Here is a 22,936-nt window from a genome sequence, read left to right as displayed (position 1 = left end):
CATTCTTTTTCGATTTCGATTCCCCGGTCCGCTTCGGCGTCCCCGGGGCGGAGCACTTATGACCCGCAAGAAACTGGATTTCGGCGGCCGTGCATTCAAGAGCGTGTTCGGCTATACCTTTGCTCACTGGCGCAAGCAGCCGTGGCGAATCGGCACCATCGTGCTGCTTTCGTTGGCGGGCGCGCTGGCCGATGTGTTGACGCCGTACTTCGCAGGCCGCCTCGTCAACGCCCTCGCGACGGCTGCGCACGCCAAGGCGGCTGCCTTCGACGCGGCGCTGAGCGCATTTGCCGCGTTGATCGCGCTGGGCGTCGCGGCCGCGCTGCTGCGCTACCTGATGTTCCTCGACATCATCGCGCTCACGCTGCGCATGATGAGCGAGATCGCGGGCAATGCGTTCCACCGCGTGCAGCGCTTTTCGTCCGACTGGCACGCCAACAGCTTCGCAGGCTCGACCGTACGCAAGATCACGCGCGGCATGTGGGCGCTCGATCTGCTCAACGATACGCTGCTGATCGGCCTGTTGCCCTCGCTCGCCATGCTCGTCGGCGCGACCGTGCTGCTCGGCATGCATTGGCCGGCCATGGGAGCCGTCGTCGGCGTGGGCGCGCTCGTCTACGTCGTCGTCACGGCGGGGCTTTCAGTCGGCTTCGTCGCACCGGCCGCGCGGCTCGGCAACGCGTGGGATACGCGCATGGGCGGCGCGTTGGCCGACGCGGTGACCTGCAACTCTGTCGTCAAGGCATTCGGCGCGGAGCTGCGCGAGGAAGAGCGTCTATCGCGCGTCGTCGGCAAATGGCGCAGCCGCACCCGGCGGGCCTGGATGCGAGGCACGGCCAACGGCGGAGCACAAAATGCGATGCTTGCGGCCATGCAGGCAGCGATGCTCGGGGCGGCGCTCGTTTTGTGGATGCGGGACGAAGCCAGCGTGGGCGACATTACATTTGCGCTGACGATGTTCCTCGTCTTGCAAGGCTACCTGCGCGACGTGGGGATGCTCGTGCGCAATCTGCAGCGCTCGGTCAATGACATGGAAGAGCTCGTCGCGCTCGAAAACCATCCGCTTGGCATCGACGACAAGCCCGATGCGCCGGCGATCGCGATCGAGCGCGGCGAAATTCGCTTCGAGCACGTGACGTTCCGCTACGATGCACACGCCGCGCCGCTTTACGCCGGTTTCTCGATGCGCATCGCACCGGGCGAGCGCATTGGCCTGATCGGCCATTCGGGTTCGGGCAAGACCACGTTCATCAAGCTGATTCAACGGCTTTATGACGTGCAAAGCGGCGCGATTCTGATCGACGGTCAAGACATCGCGCAGGTCAGGCAAGCCTCGCTGCGTGCGCAAATCGCGATCGTCCAACAAGAGCCGTTGCTCTTTCATCGGACGCTCTCGGAGAACATCGCCTATGCGCGCCCCGGCGCGACACGCGCCGAAATCGAACGCGCGGCCCGGCTGGCGAATGCGCATGAGTTCATCGCCGCGTTGCCCAAAGGCTATGAAACGCTCGTTGGCGAACGTGGCATCAAGCTGTCCGGCGGCGAGCGTCAGCGTGTCGCGATCGCCCGGGCATTTCTTGCCGATGCGCCGATTCTGATCTTCGACGAAGCCACCTCGAGCCTCGACAGCGAAAGCGAGGCGCTGATCCAGCAGGCGATGGAGAGGCTGATGGTGGGACGCACGACGATCGTCATTGCGCACCGCTTGTCGACCGTGCGAGCGCTGGATCGCCTTCTCGTGCTCGACCGTGGCCGCATCGTCGAGCAAGGAGATCATGATGCGCTGATTCGCATCGAACGCGGTATTTACCGGCGGCTTTTCGAACGCCAGGCGCTCGGGATGACGCAAGGGCTCGACGCATCGCTGCATGAGCCGCCGGTGGTGCTCGCTCAGAACTTGTAGTTGAGGCCTACCGATACGCCCATTTCGCGCCCACCGGCATAGCAGAACGGCGCGCCCTGCGAAACGGAGCTGCCGTCATGGCAGTCCACCGTCACCGCGCGGCCGCCCGCGCCCAGCGCATAGTGCGCAGCGGGCTGATTGAGCATGAGCGCGTAGTCGGCATACACCGTCGTATGCTTGTCGATCTTGTGTCGGATGATCGCGGCGAACAGGTTAGCCGCATTGTGCGGATTAGCCGTGCCAAGCGCGGTCGGATCGACAGGCGGCGTGTTGTGCTGCCCCGGATCGCCTGGTGTGTGGAACGCATGCGCCCAGCCCAGGCTCACGCTGTCCTTCGGCGTGAAGTCCTGGGTTACTGCAAGCCAGAGCCCGTTTCGGCTGCGTTCGTTTTGTACCTCGAGATACGCCGGAATCTTCCGGCGCATCACCTCATAGACGCCGTTGAGCGTCGTATGGGTGGGCAGCTTGTACTGCATGCCGACCTTCCAAGCCCATTCGTTGCCGATATCGTTGGGGTCCGTTCCGTCCAACGATGCGAGTGCAGCGGGCGTGGAGGTCACGTCCCCTGATCGGTTGACCGCTTTGTGAAGTTCGTACGCGGTCGTGAAATAAAACGGACCACCCTGATAGGCGATGTTGGCGCTATATGCGGAGCCGTAGCTGCCGTCGTTACAGGCCACGGGGCCGCCGCCGCTGCCTGGTATGTTGCCGCCCGTACAGTTCGATTCGCCCGAAGCCTGCGTGGAGTTTTCGTAACCGCGGTTCTGCCCGGGCGAAACGAGCGCGTTGAACGACCATCCGTGGAAGTTCGGGGATTCATACCAGAGCGCATGATCGAGGCGGGTTCCGAATTCGACACGATTGTCGCCGCCCGTGTTGCCCATAATGGCGCCGTAGTCGCCGAGCGTTCCTGAAAATGGATTCAGTCTTGCCGTGGAGTTCTTGTAGGGCGCATCGGTTTTGCCGACCTTGAACGCCCCCCACTTCGACGAGGCGATACCGATGTAGCTGTTGCGCGAAGTCAGCGCACCCTTGACGGTCGAATCCTGTGCCGAGTTCGAATTGCCGGTACCGGACGTTGCCGAGACGTCGAGCTGCGTTTCGAACTGATAGACGAATGACAGATCCTTCGACGAGCCGAGCGAGCGCTTGCCTCTCAAGCCGAAATACGAAAGATTCGTCGAGATGTCCGGCTGCCATCCCATATGGCCGCGTGGGCTGACGACGGTGCCGTCCGGCAACGTGTACGAGCTGGCAAGGCCTTTCGTTGCGTAATCGACCGAGAGATCCAGATTGCCGTAGAAGTCGATCTCGCCCAGCACTTCCAGCAAGGACTTCAGGCGCGGCGGCAGATTATCGGTCCAGCTCGATTTCGGCGCTACGGTATCGACGCCCGCATAGGCAGCTGTATTCGCGGCCGGGACGGCCGGTGACGGTTGCTGTGCCCTTTGAGCGGCTTCGGTTCGCGCCTGACTTGCCGCGAGCGCGTCGAGCTTCTTGTTCAAACTGTCGATTTGCTCCTTGAGCAACCGTATTTCCTGAGATTGGCTGCTTGCCGGGAGCGCCTGTGCCGCAACGCTCCCGGAAACTGTCATACCTGCGGCGATCGCCAACAAGCTTGGAGCCGCAAGAAGCGGCGCGGATCGAAAGGCTTTCAACATCTCCTCCTTTAATTAGGACTGCTAATTACTCTTTTAGATTTATTACACTCCGTAAAAATGCGATCTTTACAAAATGGAATGTATATTACGAAGCGAAAGCTTTTTTATAGGCGGGTATGCGGCAGTACCAGATGCGCGCACCGGTTCGCGGTGCAAGCGTTGGGGACGACGGCGGGGGTGATTTGCCGTGATTAGTCCAAATGGCTCCGCTAGTCTGGGATTGATGCAGTTTTTTGAAAAATCTTTTGTTTTTATCGTTTCTATTAGAAGCGCTGAGAATTGCTTCCCGGCCGCTTCCCGGGTCCCGGGCGACGCAGATAAAAAAAGGCGAGCGCGAGCGCTCGCCTTCAGCGGTGTGCCCGGCTTCGCGTCAGCTGAGCCGATGCACGTCCGAGACGGTCGGACTTATTGTGTCTTGACCGTCGAATCGGTTTTGACATCAGCCTTCGTGTCGGCATCGGCGCCGGCCTTGACCGGGGCCTTCGCATCCGTCTTCACGGGCGTCGTGACGGCCGCTTCGTTGCCGGCTTTCGTGCTGGTCTTGTCTGCACTTGCGCTCGTGTCGTGCTTCTTGCTCATCTTGTGCGCGTGCGTTTTCTTAGCGTGTGTCGCCGACTTCTTAGTCGTATGAACGTCCGTGCTCGCCTTGTTGGTTGCGGTGGCAGCGTCGTTGGTCGACGCATCGGCCTTCAACCCGCTCGTCGACGCTCCGGCGCCGGCCTTCAGATTGGCCTGGCCTGTCTGCGCGGCAGCGGAGGCGCCGGTCGCCGGCGCGGGCGCGGTCGTCTGTGCGAAAGCCGTCGAAACGATGAGAGCGGAAGCGAGAGCAGCGAAAATCGTCTTCATAGGTGACTCCTTGTTGGGCAGCTGAAAATGTTCAGCGCTGCCCGTTTAACGCCACGTCGACGACACGAGTTGACGCCGCTCTGGTGACAAAACGTAAGCGGTATTACGGTGCGGCGGACACAATGGCCGCCCCCGTAGGTCTTTTCAGGCAGATGTGAGGGAGTGGCCGCATCGTGCGGCCGCGCTATCGTCTATAACTGAAATCTGCACCACCTCAAAGGAGGACCCGACATGCGGCGCCTCTATTTCCTCGTATCGGACGCGAGCTCGGCGAAAGCCATCGTCGAAGATCTGCTGCGCGCGCGGATCATCTGGCGGCATATTCACGTCCTGGCCAACCACAGCGTCACCCTGGATGCGCTGCCCGAAGCCTCCTTGCTGCAAACCAGCGACGTCGTCGCCGCACTGGCGCGCGGTACGGCGTTTGGTGGCGCGACCGGCGCGCTTGCGGGGCTCGTCGCACTCGTTTTTCCGCCGGCGCAGCTCGCGATTGCGGGGGGTGCCGTCGTTGCATTGACACTCGCCGGCGCGGGGTTCGGTGCGTGGACGGCCACGATGATCGGCGTCGACGAACCCAGTCGGCGTCTCGAGCGGTTTCAAGCCGCGATCAAGGCGGGGCAGCTATTGCTGATGGTCGACGTGCCGCAGGCACGTGAGCAGGAAATCCAACAGATGGTGCACGAGCATTTTCCGCAGGTGGACATCGAAGGCGGGGAGCCCAAGACGCCCATATTTCCCTGACGGTGTTGCCGTGATGCGTTACCCCCGGCTGGGGATGTCGAGCGCTCGAACGACAGCCGGCCGCGCGACGAATGTCTCGAGCGCTCGCCTGACGTGAACGAAGTCGTCGAACCCGACGAGCTCGCCCGCTTCGTAAAAGCCGACGAGATTGCGCACCCATGGCAACGTAGCCATATCGGCGATCGTGTAGTCGTCGCCCATGATCCATTCGCGGTGGGCCAGCACCCCGTCGAGCACGCCCAGCAGGCGACGCGCTTCTGCGACGTAGCGATCGCGCGGTCGCTTGTCCTCGTAGTCCTTGCCCGCGAATTTGTTGAAGAAACCGAGTTGGCCGAACATGGGGCCGATGCCGCCCATCTGGAACATCAGCCACTGAATCGTCTCGTAGCGGCGCGCCTCGTCGCGAGGTATGAATTTGCCGCTTTTGTCGGCCAGATAGATCAGAATCGCGCCTGATTCGAACAGCGCGAGCGGCTTGCCGCCCGGACCTTGCGGATCGATGATGGCCGGAATTTTGCCATTCGGATTGAGCGAGAGAAATTCCGGCGACCCCTGGTCGTTCGTGTCGAAACGGACGAGGTGCGGCTCATAGGGCAGTCCCGTTTCTTCGAGCATGAGCGACACCTTGACGCCGTTCGGCGTGGGCAGCGAATAGAGTTGGATGTGTTCGGGATGCGTTGCGGGCCATTTGCGGGTAATGGGGAAGGCGGATAGATCGTTCACGCTAGTCCTCGATAGGCGGGAAAGTCGACGGCGAGTTGTTCGGTCGCGCCGGCATGTCGCCGGCACTACGAACAACTCGCCGCATTTTACCCGTCAACCGGGACCTGCATCGGGTGGCGGAACAGCTTGGTGAGCCGCGTGTTTATTGACCGGTGTAGCCCACCGGCAGGGTCGCGTTGGCCTTCGTCACCGTCGCGTTCGACGATACGACGTAGATCGGCGATTCGGTCAGCGTCAGGTTGGCGACACCATTCGAATAGGGCACGGTCGTCGCATTGCCCATGACGTCGAGCACCGTCACGTTGCCGCTCGTGCCGCTCGCGTCGACGGGCAGCGCGTAAGACGTGCTGTACGTCGGACTGTACGCGCCGGATGACGTGGGCCACTGTGCATTGTTGTGCGTCCACAATGCCGTGATCACTTTGCCGCCACCCAGTTGCTGGAACGCGTAGCCATACACCATCGTCGGCAGATTCTTCAGGCGTCCGAGCGTTTGCGTGCCGTCGATGATGCGCGTCATCGCGGCGAATGCCATCGCTTGCGGCTTCGGACTCAGATTGTTCGCACCGTACTGTCCTTGGGGATTGGTCACGTCGAAGAACGTGCCGTATCCCACCTCATCCGGATAGTCGGGCCCATAGAAGAAGTACGTGACCTGCGCGCCCTCGCCGAGGATGATCAGGTGTGCGCGCGCTGCAACGGCGGCTTGCGCGTAGAGCTGATTCGACGACGGGGAGTTCGGTCCGTACGCCACGCCCGGATCGTAGCTGATGCCGAGCTCGGTCGACCAGAGACGCATGTTCGGTTTGACCGATTGCATCTGCGCGCGCAGGGCCTGCATCTGCTTGTCGAGCGCATTGGCGACGTTGGCGGGGTTCGGGTCCGTGTCATAGAGCTCGGGCGGATGCGACGGGTAGGTGCCGGCGTTGTAGTAACCGTGCGTGGTGATGCCGTCGATGTATTGACCCAGCCCCAGCGCCGCGTACGTTTGCAGATACCCGCTCGTGCACTGCGTCTGGCAGTTGGCGACCAGCGGATTGGTCGTGCCCATGACGACAGCGTTAGGATCGCTCGCGTGCAATCCGGCGTAGACGGCCGCATACATCTGCACGAAATTCGATTGCGAATCCGTCCACTGCGGCTCCCACGTCACTTGGTAATAGTTGTTCTGCTGGTTCGGGAAGTACGTTTGCCGGATCGCAGACGTGTCCGAGCCGACGCGCGACATGAAGTTGCGATAGTAGGTGAGATCCTTCGGCGCGTTCGTGTCGTCCTGGAATCCGCCCGTCGGGCTGGCCCATCCCGGAATGCCATCGAGGCGCACGAGACGCATGACCTTGCCGTTCGTATAGGCCGGGTCCAACCCGCTCACCGAGGGCGACCACGTGTTCGGGCCGTTGGGCTCCATGGCCGAAAGCTCGCGATCGTCGATCGTTTGCGAGATGCCCAGCGCCGCGAGCGCTGCCGCGTTGCTGTTGAAGCCTTGCATGCCGAAACGATGCTGGTCCTGATGCGCGAACGTGACTGCCGGAATGACACCCGACTCGTTCGGCAGGACGCCGAACGTCGCGATCCCGGTCGGACGCGTGCCAGCTTGCGGTAGCGTGCCGCCAGCGTGGGTCAGCGTCGCCGTGACGGCGAAGTAACCGCCGAGCGAGGCCTGGCACGACAGCGTACTCGTCTGGGTACCGCTGGCAACCGCAAACGTGCCGCTGCCCTTGATGTTGCCGACGTAGTCCTGAACCGACCAGACGACGGAGTCGGCCGCCGGTGCGGACGTGACGAACGACAGTTTGAACGTGCTGCCCTGCGCGAAGAGGCGTGTACCGTCGGCAGTGGGCGTATCCGCGGAGATCAGGCCCTTTGGCGTTCCACCCGCGCTGGCGACCGGTGCGGCACAGGTGATCTTGCCGCTCGACGTCGACGTCGATGTCGTACTCGTCGTGCCGGTGCTGCCGGTGGAAGTGCTCGTGGTGCCCGTGCTGCTCGTGCCCGTCGACGTCGTCGAGGTGCTCGGAGAGCTGGTCGAGGTCGTGCCGGAACTCGTGCTCGTCGTTCCCGACGAAGGAATCCAGCAGCTCTTGTTGGCGCCGTAGTCGGGATCCGTGCCGAACGCCGTGTTCGTGCACGCGGTCCCATTCGTGAACGTCTTCTTCACGTTGTTGGCGGTCGTGCTGCCGCCATAAAGGACGGTCATCGTGCCGCTGAACGAGCAAGTGCCGTTTTCAACCGCACATTTCGTCCACGAGGTCGTCGAAGTCGTCGAGGTCGAAGAGGTGCTCGTCGTCGTGCTCGATGTTCCCGCGCTGTACCAGCAGCTTTTTTGATAGCCGTAGGCCGGATCGGTTTGGGACACGACGCCGTTCGAGCAGGTCACGCCGTTCGTGAACGGCCCATTGAGCGTGTACTGAAGCGGGCTCGCGGTGCCGAAGACAACGTTTGCGGTACCGCTGAAAGAGCAGCGGTTGTCTTCGCTAGCGCAATAGGTGTAGTTCACACCATTGATCGTGAGCGTGCTTTGAGCGAGCGCATTAGGTGCCCAAAGCGCTGCGGGAATCGAGATTGATATGACTAAGAAGCCGGTAAATAATGTTCTAGCGTTAATACGCCAGGAAACGATGGCGGAAAAGAGCTGGCGGAAAAGTAGGCGATATTGCACTGCGGGACCTCGGGTAGTTTGCGGACGGGGGTGGCTCGGGCCCGGCGTATGCTACCGAGATTTCTCGTGTTATCAAGTGAGGAAATGGGGCTAATATGAAATGAAGATAGCCCTGAAATGGCGGTTATCGCAGGAGGATATGCTTATTTTCACTGGATCCGGGTCGAAAAAAACGTCCCCGCGCGGTCCGATGTAAGGATTACCTGGCAACGGGGCGAAAATCACCCGTGCCACTATCAGACTATACGTAGTCTTTCTCTGCCGACCCCCATGTAGGGCGTGTCCGGAAAGCACTAATTAACGATTCCGCGAATTTCTTGTCATGCAAATATCTCGCGTAAATATTGCGCGAAATAGTTTTACTATCGAGGCGCAATAATTATGCGACCCCGATATTACGCTTCGAAGGCGGAGGGCGTGACGGCAAAGGGGAAATGCAGTGACGGGCGCGCTCGAGCGTGCCGAGAGAACCGGGGCCACGCGAGGACCTATCGCGCGCGGGACCCGGTGTGCGTGTGTCCGCTTGCGCTCAGGGATGAGCGATTTGCTGGGCGCTCAGGTCGCTGGGAAAGCAGTGGGGATGCTCGAAACCGACGGGAACCGGGTTCGTCGCATAGAGGATGTTGTCGGTATTGCCTGCTCCAACCCCCGCGGGAATACCGTCCAAGCCGGCTAGTTTGCGCATTCGATAAGCGATCGCATGGTCCGCACATGCGCTATCGCCGCTGACGCCAAGCCCGCCGATCACTTTGCCGCCCACATACAGTGCTACGCCACCACCGAACGTGATGACACCGCCGAGGACTCGCCCCTGGCCGGTGCCGTCCGCCAAAAACCGCGCGTCGAACGGATTGCTGTTGTTGAGTCCGTAAAGCGAGCCGCCGGGTTGCGTCGCACCGTAGAGATTCGCCGTTGAGAGCGCGAGCTTGTCATTACTGAATCCGTTTGCTGTATAGGCTTTCGCAATCGCGATAGCGCGAGAGCCGGGCCACGCATCGCCGAGCTTGGTGACTGAGCAAAGGCGTCCATCCCGATCGACGACGGCGGACCACATGCGATTGGGTTTGAAAATGCCGCCGTTTCCGTCGCCCAGATTCACGACGGCAGCGAGCTGTTTTTGCACGAGCGCGACCGTGCCGGCCGGCAGGGTACAACGCCCGGATACGTCGGTACCGTCATCCGCAAGTAGAGGGGATGTCCCCGCAATGGTTAGCAGAGCGGCAAATGCACCGCGGGAATAGCGCGCGTTCATGATGGCCTCCTGAAGAGCGTTGCTGGCAATTCGGATTCGAATTGAGGTATTCGATTTGAATAAAATGTCAAATGATACCGGCCAGAAAACAGGCTAACCTTTCGATTTATCTCAGGGCGAGCGAAGCCCTGCCTGGCGAATGACATTGATTTCCGGCGATATTCACCATGCAGGCGCAAAAGAGCGCCACGCAAGCGAATGGAGCGCTGGCAACGGCTTCTGGTCGGATTGCAGGATGCATCATAGTCAGCAGTAAAGATCATCGGCGGACAAAGGTGTGGCGGATTGTGATGTGACATGAACCGTCGCTTGTAAAAGCTTGCTCAAATAGAATGAGACGCGCTATCGGCCAAAGCTGAAAAGTTCACGACGAGAAAGACAGATCGGAGCCATTGCGTCGCGGAGTTTTTCGCGTACATTGCATCGGGCGGTCCATTACCATTATCTATTGGGGCGCTTACTGCAATTTGCTTCCGGGCGCGCTGCCGAATCGTCCGCCGGAGGGCCGATCGGGTACACGGTCGCACGAAATGTCGGGCGAGGCGTGGCGAAGCGACCAGGTTCCCGGGTGGTACGCCGCAAACCGAACGAACGGGTATCGCGGCTCAGCGCGCCGTCGGAACCAATATATCCTGGTCGATTTGGCGGGTTTTTGTCCGACAACACGGTGCAACGACAGCTATCGTCCCCTAATTGCGCGTGCATTGGTTTTATGGCATTGTTCGCGCGACAGCGTCGATGTGAAAAAAGGCAGTCGAATGCGAATAAGTTCTAACTGGCTGCGTATCGATCTACGGGGATTCATTGGACGAATAACTAGCGGTCGGCTTCCAACGCGAGTCCTCTTGCGGGGAATCGCCGCATTCGTCGCACTCGTGCCGATCTCCGGCATCTCGTTGGGTGCCTCCGATGCGGTCCCTCAGAATCTGCTGCGCGTACTCGCATGGCCGGGCTATGCCGATGCCGATGTCGTCAAGCAATTCGAGACGCGCTTTCACGCGAAGGTCCAGGTGACGTTCGTCGATTCCGACGAGACGTTATGGGAGCAAATGCATCGGGGCTCGCCCCCGGCCTTCGACGTGCTCGCCGCTAACACCGCGGAAATTCAGCGTTATACCCAGCACAACCTCCTCGCTCCGCTGGACGTATCGAAGATTCCCAACACGCGCCTGCAGTTGCCAATGTTCAGGCAGCGCTCGACGATCGGGGGCATCGAGCACGACGGCACCGTATACGCCATTCCCTTCACCTATTCATCGATGGGATTGATATACGACCGCAAGCAGGTGCCGGTCGAGCCTCGTTCGATGCTCGAACTTTGGAACCCGCAATACCGCGGCCGCACGCTCGATTTCAACAGTGCGCAGCATAATTTTTCGTTTGCCGCGCTGGCGCTCGGCTACCGCGACCCGTTCCATTTGACACCGGCGCAGATGCGCACGGTCACACACAAGCTCATCGAGTTACGGCGCAATCTGCTGACGCTGTACACACTGCCTGAAGAGGCGACGGCGCTCTTTGTTCAACACCATGCTGCCATGATGTTCGGTAACTATGGAACGCAGCAGATCGAGCTGTTGCGACGAGCGGGAGTGGACGTCGGCTATGTCATCCCGGACGAGGGCGCGCTCGCGTGGCTCGACTGCTGGGCCATCACGCGCGGCGCGCGTAATCGGGCTCTGGCATTGTCCTGGATCAACTACATGCTCGAGCCCGAGGTAAGTGGGCTGCTGCCTCAGCGTCAAGGGCTGGCGAGCACATTGGGACCCGCATCCGGCCATGCTGCCGACAATGGCAAACATCTTTTCTGGATTCAGCCGGTGGAGGACATCGCGCAGCGCGAGTCGTTGTGGCGGCGCATTGTCTCCGGCGAACCACCGGAACGGTTCCCACGATGAAGCTCGGTCTGACTTCCCAGCTCATCATCTTGCTCGCCACGATCGGTGTGGTGTCGTCGGGTGCGACCGGCTATTACGCATATCGTGCCAATCGGACAATGCTGGTCAACGAGGCGCAGCAGAGCCTGCTCACATCGACGCGGCTGCTCGATCAGCGTTTTTCGTCCGCGTTGCACGATGTCGCCGAGGACGCGCTGGTTCTGGCCGTCATGCCTTCCGCGCGCAAGATCTCGGAGTCCGTCGAGCATGCGCCGCCAGACGGGCGCGAGCGCCTCGAGCAGGTGTTCATGAGTTTCATGCAGTATCACTCCGACTATCTTCAGCTGCGCTTGATCTCGCGCGCGCATTACGGCCTCGAGCGCGTGCGTGTCGACCGCGGTCCGAACGGGGTGATCGCGGTGCCGGAAGCCGGGTTGCAAGAAAAGGGGCACTTTGCCTATGTTTTCGATACGTTGGCTGTGCCGGCGGGACATATCTATCTGTCGCCGATCGTCATCAATCATGAAGCCGGCACGCACGCCGCTTCGGGTCGGCCGATCGTCCGGGTGGGGACTCCGATTGTCGGAGCGAATGGTGCGAATGTCGGCGTGCTCGTGATCGACGTCGATCTGACGAGGGTCTTCGCACGTCTCGCGCGGGACCTGCCCCAGCGCGATCAAGTCTATATGGCCAATCAGTGGGGAGACTTCCTGATCCATCCGGATCCCGCATTGGCATTCGGTTTCGATCGTGGACAACGCGTGCTGATGCAGGAGACTTTCCCCGTGACGAAGCCGCTCTTCGACGAATCGGGCGCTCAGATGACGATCAGCGGCTACGAGCACCGGCGCGACGGGCGCATCTATGCGTTTGCGCGGACGCCGTTCGGCGCCGTGGAGGGTAACCGCTTCGTCGTGCTCGGTCTCGCCAGGCCGCTGACGACTGTGCTCGTTCCGGCCGACGCGCTAGGCGGGCGCATCACGCGAATGGTCATCGTCTTCAGTGTGTTTGCACTCGTGCTCGCCATCCTGTTTGCCCGTGCGCTGACCAAACCGTTGCATACACTCGCGAGTGCCGCACTACGCGTATTCGATCATCCCCCCGATGCGCGGTTGCCGACCGAACGCTCAGATGAGATCGGTATTCTCGCGAGATGTTTCGACAGCATGTGCCGGGAGATTCGCTTGCAGATGAGCGAGCTGCACAGCAAGCAGCGCGAGCTCGCCCATCTGGCCGGACACGATGCGTTGACGGGCTTGCCGAACCGTATGCTGTTCATGGAAAAGCTTGCGGTTGCAATCGACACGGCGACGCGAACGGGCCAGCGGCTCGCCGTGATCTTCATCGATCTCGACCGCTTCAAGCAGATCAACGATCAGCTCGGGCACTGGGCCGGCGATCGTGCGCTGACCGTCGTCGCCGAGCGGTTGGCCAGCGTGCTTCGCGCCAGCGACATGGCGGCGCGCTTAGGGGGCGACGAGTTCATCGTGCTGATCGTCGATATGCAGTCGGCGGGGGTGGTCGAGGAGATCGCCATGCGTATTGCCGAGGCGATGAACGAAGACCTGCAGCTTGGAGACCAACGGCTGAAGATTGGAGCGAGTGTCGGCATCAGCGAGTTCCCCGCCGACGGATTGACGGCCGAGGAGTTGCTGCTCAAAGCGGATGCGGCCATGTACGCCGCAAAGTCATCGCGGTGCGGGATGCATCGCCGTTATCAGGAACTCGCCTCGCCCGGCGCAGTGTCTTGAGGCCAGTCGCTCGGGATCGGTCGTCGATCGATTCGGAATGTACCGTTCAGAAGTCGTAGGTGATGAACGAAATATTCATGATCACCCCCCAGAAGCGATCCATGACGACGCCGCCGTCCACGATCTCCGGCTGTCCCAAGCCGCGATAGATTCGATGAATGCGATGGCGATGATAGGCGCTCACGAGATTGCGAAAAAGGATGCAGTGTTCGCGAATGTCCGGCGCGAGCGTTTCGTGGATGCGCGGCAAATCGAGCCAGTGTGCGGAAGGCTCCGCGTGATGAGCGTTGTGATAGCCGTAATTGAGGAATAGCCAGTTGAGCCACGCGTGCCGGCGGCTGAAGAGCGACGAGTAGGTGTTGCGTTGTTCGTAGTCGCGATCGAGCGGCGGAAGGGGCGTTCCGGGCGGGTAAATCGAAAACGTATGATGAAAGCAATCGTAGACGCGCAGCATGTTCAACATGCCGAGCCAGCCGACGAAAAGCCAAAGCACGGCGGCCGGAGCATAGCACCATAGCAGGACGTAGCAAACGAGACGGGCACCGAGCACCAGGGCGATGCGCAGGCGCAAAGGACGCAGGCGCTGCGAGAAAAACGGCAGGGCCAGCGAGCGGATGCGAGAGATGACGCTCAACGCGGGGATATAGAAAAATTCCATCAGAACGATGATGCGGCGCGGCATGGCGGGCAGCGAGACGATCCAGGCCGTGATCGAGAACCCGTCATAGCCGGCTTTGACGCGATGGTGTTTGAAATGCTGGCGTTTGAGGCCCGAGTAGCTGTAATAGCAGCCGCCGCTGATCAGCGAAAGCACGCGGGCCAGCGCATCGTTCCACTCCCTGCGGCGAAACACGGTTTGATGCATCAGCTCGTGCGTTAGCAATGCGCTGAGCGTCATCGTATGGGCGATCAGTAACGAGCCGGCCAGCGCGGTGACGAACGCCGGCCGCGTAATGCAATAAAGACCGAAGGCGAAGCCTCCCATCGTATAGACGATGACCACTGTATCGAGTACCGCGCGCAACACGCGTTTCGCCATCGACGTGGCGGGCGCGATGCGCGGCAGACCGTACTCGTGAACGCTGGACATTTCGATCTCCTGGGAACAGCACGCGAGCATCAAAGCAGGCATGTGAACTGTATGAGATCGGCACTTCTGTCTCTTGGCGAGAAGGCGTAGGAGGCGCTTGGACTATACCGGGCCGTCTACGGGTTCCGAATTCCGGCTGCCGCAGCGAGCCAGCGCGCCAGTTGGAACTCGATCGCTCATGCGGCCTGGCGATTCGGCGCCGTCGCCGCACGCCTGAATCGGATGTGCGCGATTCGCTTGACCAAATACACCGCACACAATGCGGCGCAGCCGGCAATGCCGATGCCGATATGGAGCGCGTGCACGAGCACGCGGCGCGTGGCATCGACGAGCGCGCCGCCATCGAGTCCGGCCGCATGAAGTTCGCCTAGCATCGCCTCGCGCAGGTTGGCATCGACCAGAACGCGGGGGTCCGATAGACGCGGCAGCCATTGCGTCGCGACCTTCGGGCCCAGCGTCTGCAACGCATCGCTCACGCCTGACGCATAGCTGTGAGTGACGATCGTCGCCAGAATGCTCGTGCCGAGCATGCCGCCTACCATGCGCGTCGATTGCAGGAGCGCCGTCGTAATGCCTAGGCGATCGCGCCCAGCGATTTCCTGGGCGAAGATGTTGAGGTTGTTCAAGATGAACCCCAGCCCGATACCCACGGCAGACATCGCGATTTCAAGCCACAAATGCGGCGTGCGGGGCGTAGCGAACGCGAGGGCGGCGGATGCCGCCACCAGCAGGCTGTAACCGATCGTCAGCACGAGTGTCGGGCGCGGCAAACGGACCACGATCCGCGTGTTGATGACGCTGCCGATTGCGATGCATGCGGCAATCGGCGTGGCGAGCAGCCCCGCCGATTGCGGCGAAAGCCCGAAGCCGCCTTGCAGCAACAGCGGTGCAAAAAAGATCAGTGAGAACATCACGAAGCCGGACAGCGTCGAGAGCGTGAAGAGCGTGACGAGCTGCGGATCGCGAAACAGATCGAGCGGCACGATGGGATGCGTCGCGCGGCGCTCGCAAATCAGCAGGGCCGCCGCGAGCACGGCGACCGCACCGGCTAGCGCGAGATTACCCGTTGTCAGGCCGTCCTTGGGAAGCGCTTCGATGAGCGTCTGGAATCCGCCGAGCACGAGCGCTACGAGCAGCGCGCCGCTCCAATCGATCTTGACTGCGCCGTGACGCTCGCGGCGGTAATAAGGCAAGTGACGCCAGATGAAGTAAAGCGCGAGTGCGCCCACAGGAAGATTCACGTAGAACGTCGAGCGCCAGCCGAAATGCTGGCTGAGCCAGCCGCCCAGCGATGGCCCCGCGGCGGTGCCGATTCCATACGCGGCCGCCATGACGACTTGCCATCGTACGCGTGCGTGCGGGTCGGGAAACAGATCGGGGATGGAGGCGAACGCGGTGCCGACCATCATCCCGCCGCCGATCCCTTGCAGCGCGCGGGCGATGGCGAGCATGCGCATGTCTGTGGCAAGCCCGCAAAGGACGGACGCACCGGTGAAGACGAGCACTGCGGCGATGACGAACCGCTTGCGGCCGAAATAATCGCCGAGGCGGCCGAATACGGGAACAGTAACGACCGATGCGAGCAGATAGGCGCTGGCGATCCACGCGTAGAACTGGAATCCCTGCAGTTCCGCGACGATCGATGGCAAGGCGGTGCTGACGACGGTCTGATCCAGGGCGACGAGCATGTTGACGAGACCGATGCCGAGCATCGCGAACAGTGCGTCCCGGAAGGGCAAGGGGGTGGCGGAGGGATTCAAGGCAGGCGGGGGCGGCGTCACGTGCGTACGGGAAAACGTGACGATAGCCCGGCGCGGGCCCGGTTGCAACCGGTTCCATTGCGTTGCCGGCGCCCCTTTTTTCGAGCGTAACGGGGTTTTGCCGCGGGGGTTTCATGGCGGCCTGGAAGACGGGCGCCACGCAACCCAGCCACGCGTTTCATTGCTCCAGCACCGCCTGAGGCGTATTCCGGAAGCTGATTGCCATGCGGTTATAAGTGTTCATCAAGCCGATGGCGATCGTCAGATCGACGAGTTCGCGTTCGTCGAACACCGCACGGGCGGCCTGGTAATCCTGCGCGGGTACGCCGGTCTGGGCGACGCGTGTGACCGATTCGGCCCACGCAAGGGCGGCGCGCTCACGTTCGTCGAATAGATTGCCGGCTTCGGCCCACGCCTGTACCAGCGCGAGCTTTTCGACCTTTACACCCTTTTTCAGCAGGTCACGGGTATGCATATCGAGGCAATACGCACAGTTGTTGATCTGCGAAACGCGAAGATAGACGAGGTCGACGAGAACAGGCGAGAGGCTGCTCTGCATGATGTAGCTGTAGACACCGCCGAGGGCTTTGACGCCTGCCGGTGCGATTTGGGCGTAGTCGAGGCGTTTGCTCATCTGTGACTCCTTTTACTTGAGAGGGGTGGTAAGTGCCTTGTCGCCGCTGTCCACCACGAACACCGCAAGCAATTTGGCGGGCTCGGTGCTGCTCGCATTGCGGCTCACACGATGAACGGCGCCAGGCTCTTCGAAGAAACTTTCGCCGGCGTGGTAGACGCGCTTCGGGCCGTCGTTGACCTGAGACTCGATGGCGCCGGATACGACATAGGCATAAATGAAAGCGGACTTGGCATGCACGTGCGCCGACGACGCCGCGCCGGGGGCATAGTCGACGACGACGGCGGTCACCGATTTGCCGGGGATATTGGGGATGGCATGCTGGAAGTTCGGCGTCACGGTCACGCCCGCGTCACGAGCGGTAGCCGGCATGGCGATGGCAAAAGTGAGCGCGAGGCCAGCGCACATCGCAGCGACGATTGATCGTATTTTCATAACGAGTTCTCCTTGAAGTGCTTGCATTGTGATTGCGCGCTGGACCATCGGGAAGAACCAAAAACGAACATTTTTTATGAACCATGATGCGATGCGCGAGCCCGTTGGCGAGTTCGTCAGCGTCGCTCATGAACCAACTCCACGAGCCGGCGACAGTGGGCGACCATCGTCCGTTCATTGAGATTGGTCACGCCCAGTAGCAGCCCTTGCTGCCGCGGAGGGTTCATGAACCAGGGGGAAAGAGGGGCGGGCGCCAAGCCGAATTGCAGAGCGTGTACAGCGATATCCACGTCGGACGCGGAATCGGGAACGGACATCACGACGGCGGTGCCCGCGGCCGCCCGGATTTTCACCGAGCTGGGCGCCACCTCGTTCAGGCAACGAAGCAGGGCGTCGCGTTGCGCTGCGTAAAGGCGCTTCATACGGCGAATGTGGCGAAGATAGTGGCCCTCGCGCAAGAATTCCGCTACCGCGTGCTGCATGAACGCCGCGGGAGCCGGCGTCAGGCACGCCGTGATATCGCCGAATCGACGCACCGTTTCAAGTGGGACGACGAGAAAGCCCAGACGAAGCACCGGGCTGATGGTCTTGCTGAACGTGCCGACATGCAGCACCCGTCCGTCCTGGTCCAGCGATGCAAGGGCGGGCGCGGCTCGGCCCTGCAACTGCAACTCGCTCAGATAATCGTCCTCGATGATCCAGGCATCGTTTCGCCGAGCCCATGCGAGCAACGCGAGCCGACGGGGAAGCGACATTGCCATTCCGAGCGGCGCGTGTTGGCCCGGTGTGACGACCGCGAGAGCGGATTGCGCCGACTGTCGAATGCCCGCATCGACATCGAGCCCATCGGCATCGACGGGAACGGCTGTCACGGTCATCCCCGCCAGGCCCAATGCGGTGCGCGTCAGCGGAAAGCCGGGATCCTCCATCCATGCATCCTTGCCCTCGACACCGAGTCCGCGTATCGCGAGGCCGAGCGCACCGGAAAACCCTGCCGTGACGAAAACCTGAGACGGATTGCACCGGAGGCCTCGTGCGACACCGAGATAAGCTGCGATTTCCCTTCGAAGGTCGGGATCGCCGCGAGGATCGGGGTATCCGACGGGCGCCACCGCCGTTTGCCGTGCCGCGCGCGTGAGCACGCGCGACCATAGCTTGAACGGGAAGGCTTCCTGCGACGGGACGCCCATTTGAAATGCCGCGGGCGCCGCGCCGAATTCGTGGAACAGATCGGGAAGCGGCGGTGCATCCGGGGTCCAGCCGGGCGTTGGGGCGAGGGGCGGGCGGTCCGCTACGCGCGTACCGGCTGCGCCCAAAGCGACTGCGAACTGCTCATCGATGAGCCGATCGTAGGCTGCGCGTACCGTGCCTCGGGAAACGCCTAGCTTCGCGGCCAAATCGATCCAGGAGGGCAGACGCGCGCCGGCCGGGAGTTGTCCCGACTCTATCGCATGACGAATCGCGCGATGGATCTGCGCAGACAGCGGAGTACTTGCCGAACGATCGAGGCCAATGGGGAGGCGTGTCATGTCGATGATGGTGCATTCCGGATGTCCAATCTTGGCACTGTTTGATGGCCCGAGTGAAGCGTAGATTGCGACCCATGGGTAATCGAGCGACGGAGGTAACTATGTCAGCGAACGGGATGTCCGGCATCGCGATCCCCGAAAGCAAATTGGCGCGAGAAGTCACGGAACTCATTCGCGACACCGAGAGCGAATTGTTGTTCATGCACTCCACTCGGGTGTATCTCTGGGGCGCGCTGCTCGGAAGCCGAAAGAACGTGGAGTTCGATCCGGAGTTGCTTTACGTCGCGGCGATGTTCCACGACATCGGACTCACATCGAACTATCGCGAAAGCCAGCTTCGGTTCGAAGTGGACGGCGCGAACGCTGCGCGCGATTTTCTGCGAAGCCATCGCATTTCGGAGTCCGACATCGATAAGGTATGGACCGCCGTTGCCCTCCATACGACGCCAGGGATTCCGGAGCACATGCACGGAGAAATTGCCCTGGTCCAGGCCGGAGCGGGGATGGACGTGGCCGGACGTGGATTCGACGAGTTGACGGACGAAGAACGTCACGCGGTGATTGCGGCGTATCCCCGAGGCGCTGATTTCGTCGACAAGATGATCGACGCGTTCTATCACGGCATGAAGCATCGCCCCGGTAGTACGTTCGGCACTTTCAACGATGATTTTCTGGCCTATCGCGATCCGAGCTTCGAACGCGTAAACGTGTGCAGCGTCATGTTGAACTCGCGTTGGGAACGCGGGGGCTGATTAGCGGGTGCGCGTTGCGCGTTCGTACCCGATCGGATACGAAACCTGCAGGTTAGCGCTTGTCGAGCCGATTTCGTATCCGATCGGGTACGGACGGGCCTCGCCGGCGAGACGGAACGACGTTCGTACCCGCTCGGTTCTTTTCAGTGACCTTGGGCGGAGCTCTTTGCTATCATGTACCCGATCGGATACGAAGCGAGAGCCCGTCATGGAACAATCGGATTTTCCCATTACCGACATTGGGGCGCTTGCCAACGTCGTGCGGGCGGCGCGCATGGCGCAGGGGCTCACGCGCGACGACCTTGTCAACGTGACGGGACTGTCGCCGAAGTTCATTACCCACGTCGAGTCAGGAAAGCCGACAGCTCAGATAGGCAAGGTCCTCGTCCTGCTCTCCGAACTGGGCATCATGCTGCGTGCTCAGACATCGGTTGCCATTTCGCCGAAGGTAGCGGAGCGAGCCCGTCGCACCCGCCGGAGCCCGCATGCCAAATAGACGACTCGTGGCATGGGCCAATCGTGAGCGCATGGGGGTCCTGGAAGATCGGGACGATATCTGGTCTTTCGCCTACGACCCGGCATGGCTCGCTTCCAAAAACGCATTCCAGCTGTCGCCCGCGTTTCCGCTGCGCGAGGAGCCCTTCGTAGATGGATCGAGCAATCGTCCGGTGCAGTGGTTCTTCGACAATCTCCTTCCCGAGGAAGGCATGCGATTAGCACTTGCGCGCGAGGCGAAGCTCGACCGGAGCGACGCTTGGGGCCTCCTTGCCTACTACGGGCGCGAGTCGGCCGGTGCGCTTACGCTGCTCGCACCCGACGAAAATGAGCCGCCTGGCGGATTGAGGCCGCTGTCTTTCGATGATCTCGAGAGTCGTATTCGCGAGATGCCGCAAAGGCCGCTGACGGCAGCCGCGCCCAAGCGTATGTCGGCAGCAGGGGCACAGCCGAAGCTGCTCGTGGCGATGCACGGCGAGCCGCCCGCATGCGAACTCTTCGAACCCGAGGGCAGTGAACCATCGATGCAGCTGCTCAAGCCCGACTCCCGCGCGGCGGGCTATCCGCACTCGGCGATCAACGAATTTTTCTGCATGCGCCTTGCGCGCGCTGTCGAATTGCCGGTACCCACGACATACTTCGTTCGTGTTCCGACACCGTGCTACGTTGTCGACCGTTTCGATCGGGATACGACGACGCGGCCCACACGAAGACTACACGTCATCGACGCTGCCCAGTTGCTGAACGTCGCCAAGGATTTCAAGTACGAGGGCGCCAATGCACAAAGACTGCGGGAGGCCATAGAAAGCACCAACACTCGCGCCAATGCCCGCCTCGAGATTTTTCGGTGGGCTGTCTTCAATGTGCTTGTCGGTAACGGCGACGCGCACTTGAAGAACTTGTCGTTCTTCGTGACGCCGCTCGGCTACATGCTGGCGCCGTTTTATGACATCGTGAGCACGGTCGTGTATCACACCAGGACGTATCAGCCCGAGCGCGGAGATCAGTGGCCGAACTGCGAACTGACCATGCCCGTCGGCGATGCCAGGCACTTCGCGGACATCTCCAGGCGGAACATGTTGAAGCTCGCGGATGAGCTGGGACTGCCCCCTCGGGGCGCTGAGCGCCTGCTCGACGCAATGCTCGCATCGTTGCGCGCGCGTGTCGACGAAACGTTCAACGCAGTCCTGCGCGTTGCGACGCCCGATGCGGGAGAGATGCGCCTGCTCAACTCGATACGTGTCATGCCGATCGACGAGATGTCGCGGGCGCTCGCCCGCTGAGGGGCGAGGCATCGCAACAAGTCGCTCTCAGTTGCGTAGTTCAATCGACGCTTCCGAGTCGGCGCCGGCCGCGCGCGCAAACACGAAACGATCGACCAGCGCAACGACGACGAGCGTCGCACCCATCAGCGGAAACACGACGCCAAGCACGACGAGCGCGGCGCACCATCCGCGCATCGACGCACGCGCGAGTTCGCGGGCCGGCGCACCGAGTGTGCCCGACGGCCGACGCTTCCACCACATCACGCAGCCCGTCAGCGCCAGCGCGGCGAGCCCGAGCGAAAGGGCCGAGCAAACGACCTGATTCGCCAGACCGAAGTAGCGGCCCATATGCAGTGACGTGCCGTACGACACGGCTTTGCCGATGGCGCCATAGTCGCGGTAGCGGATGTCTTTCAGCACTTCGCCACTGTACTGATCGATATAAATCGTGCGCTCGAGTTTCGGGTCGGCCGGAAAATACGACACGGTATAAACACCTTCGGGCGAGCGCGGCAGCGCAATGTCGTAGCCGTCCGTGAGTCCCGTGGCGGCCGTCTGCGCAACGATTCGGGCGAGCGATAGCGGCTTAGCGCCGGGCGCACCGGCATTGGGCGCGTTCGGCACATGCACAGCGCCGACTGCCCACGGCACCCGCGGTAACGGCATATCGTCCATCGTCATGCCTGGCATCGAATCCATGCCGGACGAAGATGCATCGCGAGGCACGGCGGCCGCGGAAGCGGCCAAGTGCCCCGGCACATTCGAGCGCAATCGCATACCACCCCATGCCCCCGGTGGGGAGCCAAGGTTGGCGCTGGTGGCCAGCGCCTTGAACTGCTTGCCCCACGAACCGGTCCACGGCAGGCCGGTCGCGATGAACGCGAATGCGCCGATGGCCAGCCAGATACCGAGCGTCGCATGGATGGTCTTCCATAGCGGCCGTCCGCGGCGCGTCAAGTCAGGTACCAGCGCCGCGCGCAGGGCAGCGGCAGTGCCCTCCCGCACACGTTCGCGCGGCCACCATAGCGCGATACCCGTGCCGATCATCACGAGCGTCCAGCATGCGACGAGCTCCATCAGCAGTTCGCCCGGTTTGCCGAGCAGCAGCTTGCGGTGAATCATGCGATCGACCTGCATGAAGCGACGGTCGACGTCGAGCGTGCCGAGCACGACCCCGTCGTAAGGGTTCACATAGACGCTTTCGCTGCGGCCGTTCGGCAGCCTGAAAATGAATTCGGCGCTGCGCTCGGCGCTTGCGGCGATGCGCGCGGTCGTCGCTACCGCTTCGGGCGGCATGGCAGCGCGAGCCTTGGCAAGCAAAGCGTCCTCGCTCAGGCGAGCCGAAGCGCCGGGCGTCACTACGAGCCGATGCGGGTAGAGCAACGGTTCGATCTGCGGCTGAAAACAGTAGATCGTGCCGGTGATGGCCAGCACCACGAGAAACGGCATGACGAACAAGCCCGCATAGAAGTGCCAGCGCCACAGCGTGCGGTATCCACGGCCGGACTGCGTGGAGGCTGGCATTGCGCGAACGGTGGTTGGGACAATGGACATAGGTGCCTC

At 61.7% G+C, this 22,936-nt stretch carries 19 protein-coding genes; 8 read left to right on the top strand and 11 right to left on the bottom strand.

Translation table 11 applies throughout. From position 1 onward, the window contains the following. Positions 1-58: 58 nt before the first annotated feature. On the top strand, positions 59-1,903 hold the full coding sequence (locus VGL01_RS24285) for an ABC transporter ATP-binding protein (protein WP_331573941.1): 1,845 nt from the start codon (positions 59-61) through the stop codon (positions 1,901-1,903). On the opposite strand, the gene VGL01_RS24280 is transcribed toward VGL01_RS24285, so the two are convergent. Then, positions 1,891-3,432, bottom strand: a complete 1,542-nt coding sequence (locus VGL01_RS24280; RefSeq protein WP_331573939.1) for a porin — start codon at positions 3,430-3,432, stop codon at positions 1,891-1,893. The genes VGL01_RS24285 and VGL01_RS24280 overlap by 13 nt on opposite strands. Before the next feature lie 537 nt (positions 3,433-3,969). Further along, positions 3,970-4,410, bottom strand: coding sequence for a hypothetical protein (locus VGL01_RS24275; protein ID WP_331573937.1), 441 nt, complete (start codon positions 4,408-4,410; stop codon positions 3,970-3,972). A gap of 231 nt (positions 4,411-4,641) precedes the next feature. Here VGL01_RS24275 and VGL01_RS24270 point away from each other — a divergent pair, with 231 nt between their 5' ends. Next, entirely contained in the window at positions 4,642-5,151 is a 510-nt protein-coding gene (locus VGL01_RS24270; protein ID WP_331573935.1) for a DUF1269 domain-containing protein, read from the top strand. Positions 5,152-5,169: 18 nt separating this feature from the next. Here VGL01_RS24270 and VGL01_RS24265 read toward each other — a convergent pair whose 3' ends face one another. Together VGL01_RS24265 and VGL01_RS24260 are read right to left on the bottom strand one after the other, a co-directional pair. Further along, entirely contained in the window at positions 5,170-5,874 is a 705-nt protein-coding gene (locus VGL01_RS24265) for a glutathione S-transferase N-terminal domain-containing protein (protein ID WP_331573933.1), read from the bottom strand. A 142-nt stretch (positions 5,875-6,016) separates the two neighbouring features. Beyond that, positions 6,017-8,071, bottom strand: a complete 2,055-nt coding sequence (locus tag VGL01_RS24260) for a hypothetical protein (protein WP_331573931.1) — start codon at positions 8,069-8,071, stop codon at positions 6,017-6,019. A gap of 1 nt (position 8,072) precedes the next feature. Here VGL01_RS24260 and VGL01_RS24255 point away from each other — a divergent pair, with 1 nt between their 5' ends. Beyond that, positions 8,073-8,201, top strand: a complete 129-nt coding sequence (locus tag VGL01_RS24255) for a hypothetical protein (protein WP_331573929.1) — start codon at positions 8,073-8,075, stop codon at positions 8,199-8,201. 861 nt (positions 8,202-9,062) lie between these two features. On the opposite strand, the gene VGL01_RS24250 is transcribed toward VGL01_RS24255, so the two are convergent. Beyond that, entirely contained in the window at positions 9,063-9,785 is a 723-nt protein-coding gene (locus tag VGL01_RS24250) for a GlcG/HbpS family heme-binding protein (protein WP_331573927.1), read from the bottom strand. Between the two features lie 758 nt (positions 9,786-10,543). Here VGL01_RS24250 and VGL01_RS24245 point away from each other — a divergent pair. Both VGL01_RS24245 and VGL01_RS24240 read left to right on the top strand, forming a co-directional pair. Next, a complete protein-coding gene (locus VGL01_RS24245) occupies positions 10,544-11,683 on the top strand; it encodes an extracellular solute-binding protein (RefSeq protein ID WP_414720340.1) in 1,140 nt (379 codons plus the stop codon). Then, a complete protein-coding gene (locus tag VGL01_RS24240) occupies positions 11,680-13,413 on the top strand; it encodes a bifunctional diguanylate cyclase/phosphodiesterase (protein ID WP_331573923.1) in 1,734 nt (577 codons plus the stop codon). Before VGL01_RS24245 ends, VGL01_RS24240 begins: the two co-directional genes overlap by 4 nt. Positions 13,414-13,459: 46 nt before the next feature. Here VGL01_RS24240 and VGL01_RS24235 read toward each other — a convergent pair whose 3' ends face one another. From VGL01_RS24235 to VGL01_RS24215, 5 genes are all read right to left on the bottom strand, one after another. Next, positions 13,460-14,503 carry a fatty acid desaturase gene (locus VGL01_RS24235; RefSeq protein ID WP_331573921.1) on the bottom strand — a complete coding sequence of 348 codons (1,044 nt, stop codon included), beginning with the start codon at positions 14,501-14,503 and terminating at the stop codon, positions 13,460-13,462. A gap of 176 nt (positions 14,504-14,679) precedes the next feature. Continuing rightward, entirely contained in the window at positions 14,680-16,215 is a 1,536-nt protein-coding gene (locus VGL01_RS24230) for an MFS transporter (protein ID WP_331573949.1), read from the bottom strand. Between the two features lie 226 nt (positions 16,216-16,441). Continuing rightward, positions 16,442-16,897, bottom strand: a complete 456-nt coding sequence (locus VGL01_RS24225; protein WP_331573919.1) for a carboxymuconolactone decarboxylase family protein — start codon at positions 16,895-16,897, stop codon at positions 16,442-16,444. Between the two features lie 12 nt (positions 16,898-16,909). After that, the gene (locus tag VGL01_RS24220; RefSeq protein WP_331573917.1) at positions 16,910-17,332 is read right to left on the bottom strand and encodes a cupin domain-containing protein; all 423 of its coding nucleotides are present in this window, start codon (positions 17,330-17,332) and stop codon (positions 16,910-16,912) included. Positions 17,333-17,448: 116 nt separating this feature from the next. Then, the gene (locus VGL01_RS24215) at positions 17,449-18,861 is read right to left on the bottom strand and encodes a PLP-dependent aminotransferase family protein (protein WP_331573915.1); all 1,413 of its coding nucleotides are present in this window, start codon (positions 18,859-18,861) and stop codon (positions 17,449-17,451) included. 101 nt (positions 18,862-18,962) lie between these two features. Between VGL01_RS24215 and VGL01_RS24210 the strand changes: the two genes are divergently transcribed. The 3 genes from VGL01_RS24210 (at position 18,963) to VGL01_RS24200 (ending at position 21,391) form a co-directional block, all read left to right on the top strand. Further along, positions 18,963-19,613, top strand: coding sequence for an HD domain-containing protein (locus VGL01_RS24210; protein WP_331573914.1), 651 nt, complete (start codon positions 18,963-18,965; stop codon positions 19,611-19,613). A gap of 208 nt (positions 19,614-19,821) precedes the next feature. Further along, positions 19,822-20,109, top strand: coding sequence for a transcriptional regulator (locus VGL01_RS24205; RefSeq protein ID WP_331573912.1), 288 nt, complete (start codon positions 19,822-19,824; stop codon positions 20,107-20,109). Further along, complete coding sequence (locus VGL01_RS24200; RefSeq protein WP_331573910.1) at positions 20,099-21,391, top strand: HipA domain-containing protein; 1,293 nt, start codon at positions 20,099-20,101, stop codon at positions 21,389-21,391. Before VGL01_RS24205 ends, VGL01_RS24200 begins: the two co-directional genes overlap by 11 nt. A gap of 27 nt (positions 21,392-21,418) precedes the next feature. Here VGL01_RS24200 and VGL01_RS24195 read toward each other — a convergent pair whose 3' ends face one another. Further along, complete coding sequence (locus tag VGL01_RS24195; protein ID WP_331573908.1) at positions 21,419-22,927, bottom strand: PepSY domain-containing protein; 1,509 nt, start codon at positions 22,925-22,927, stop codon at positions 21,419-21,421. Between the last annotated feature and the right edge of the window lie 9 nt (positions 22,928-22,936).

It is taken from the genome of Trinickia sp. (assembly GCF_036503415.1).
Classification (GTDB): Bacteria; Pseudomonadota; Gammaproteobacteria; order Burkholderiales; family Burkholderiaceae; genus Trinickia.
This window is presented reverse-complemented; position numbering and strand designations above follow the sequence as displayed.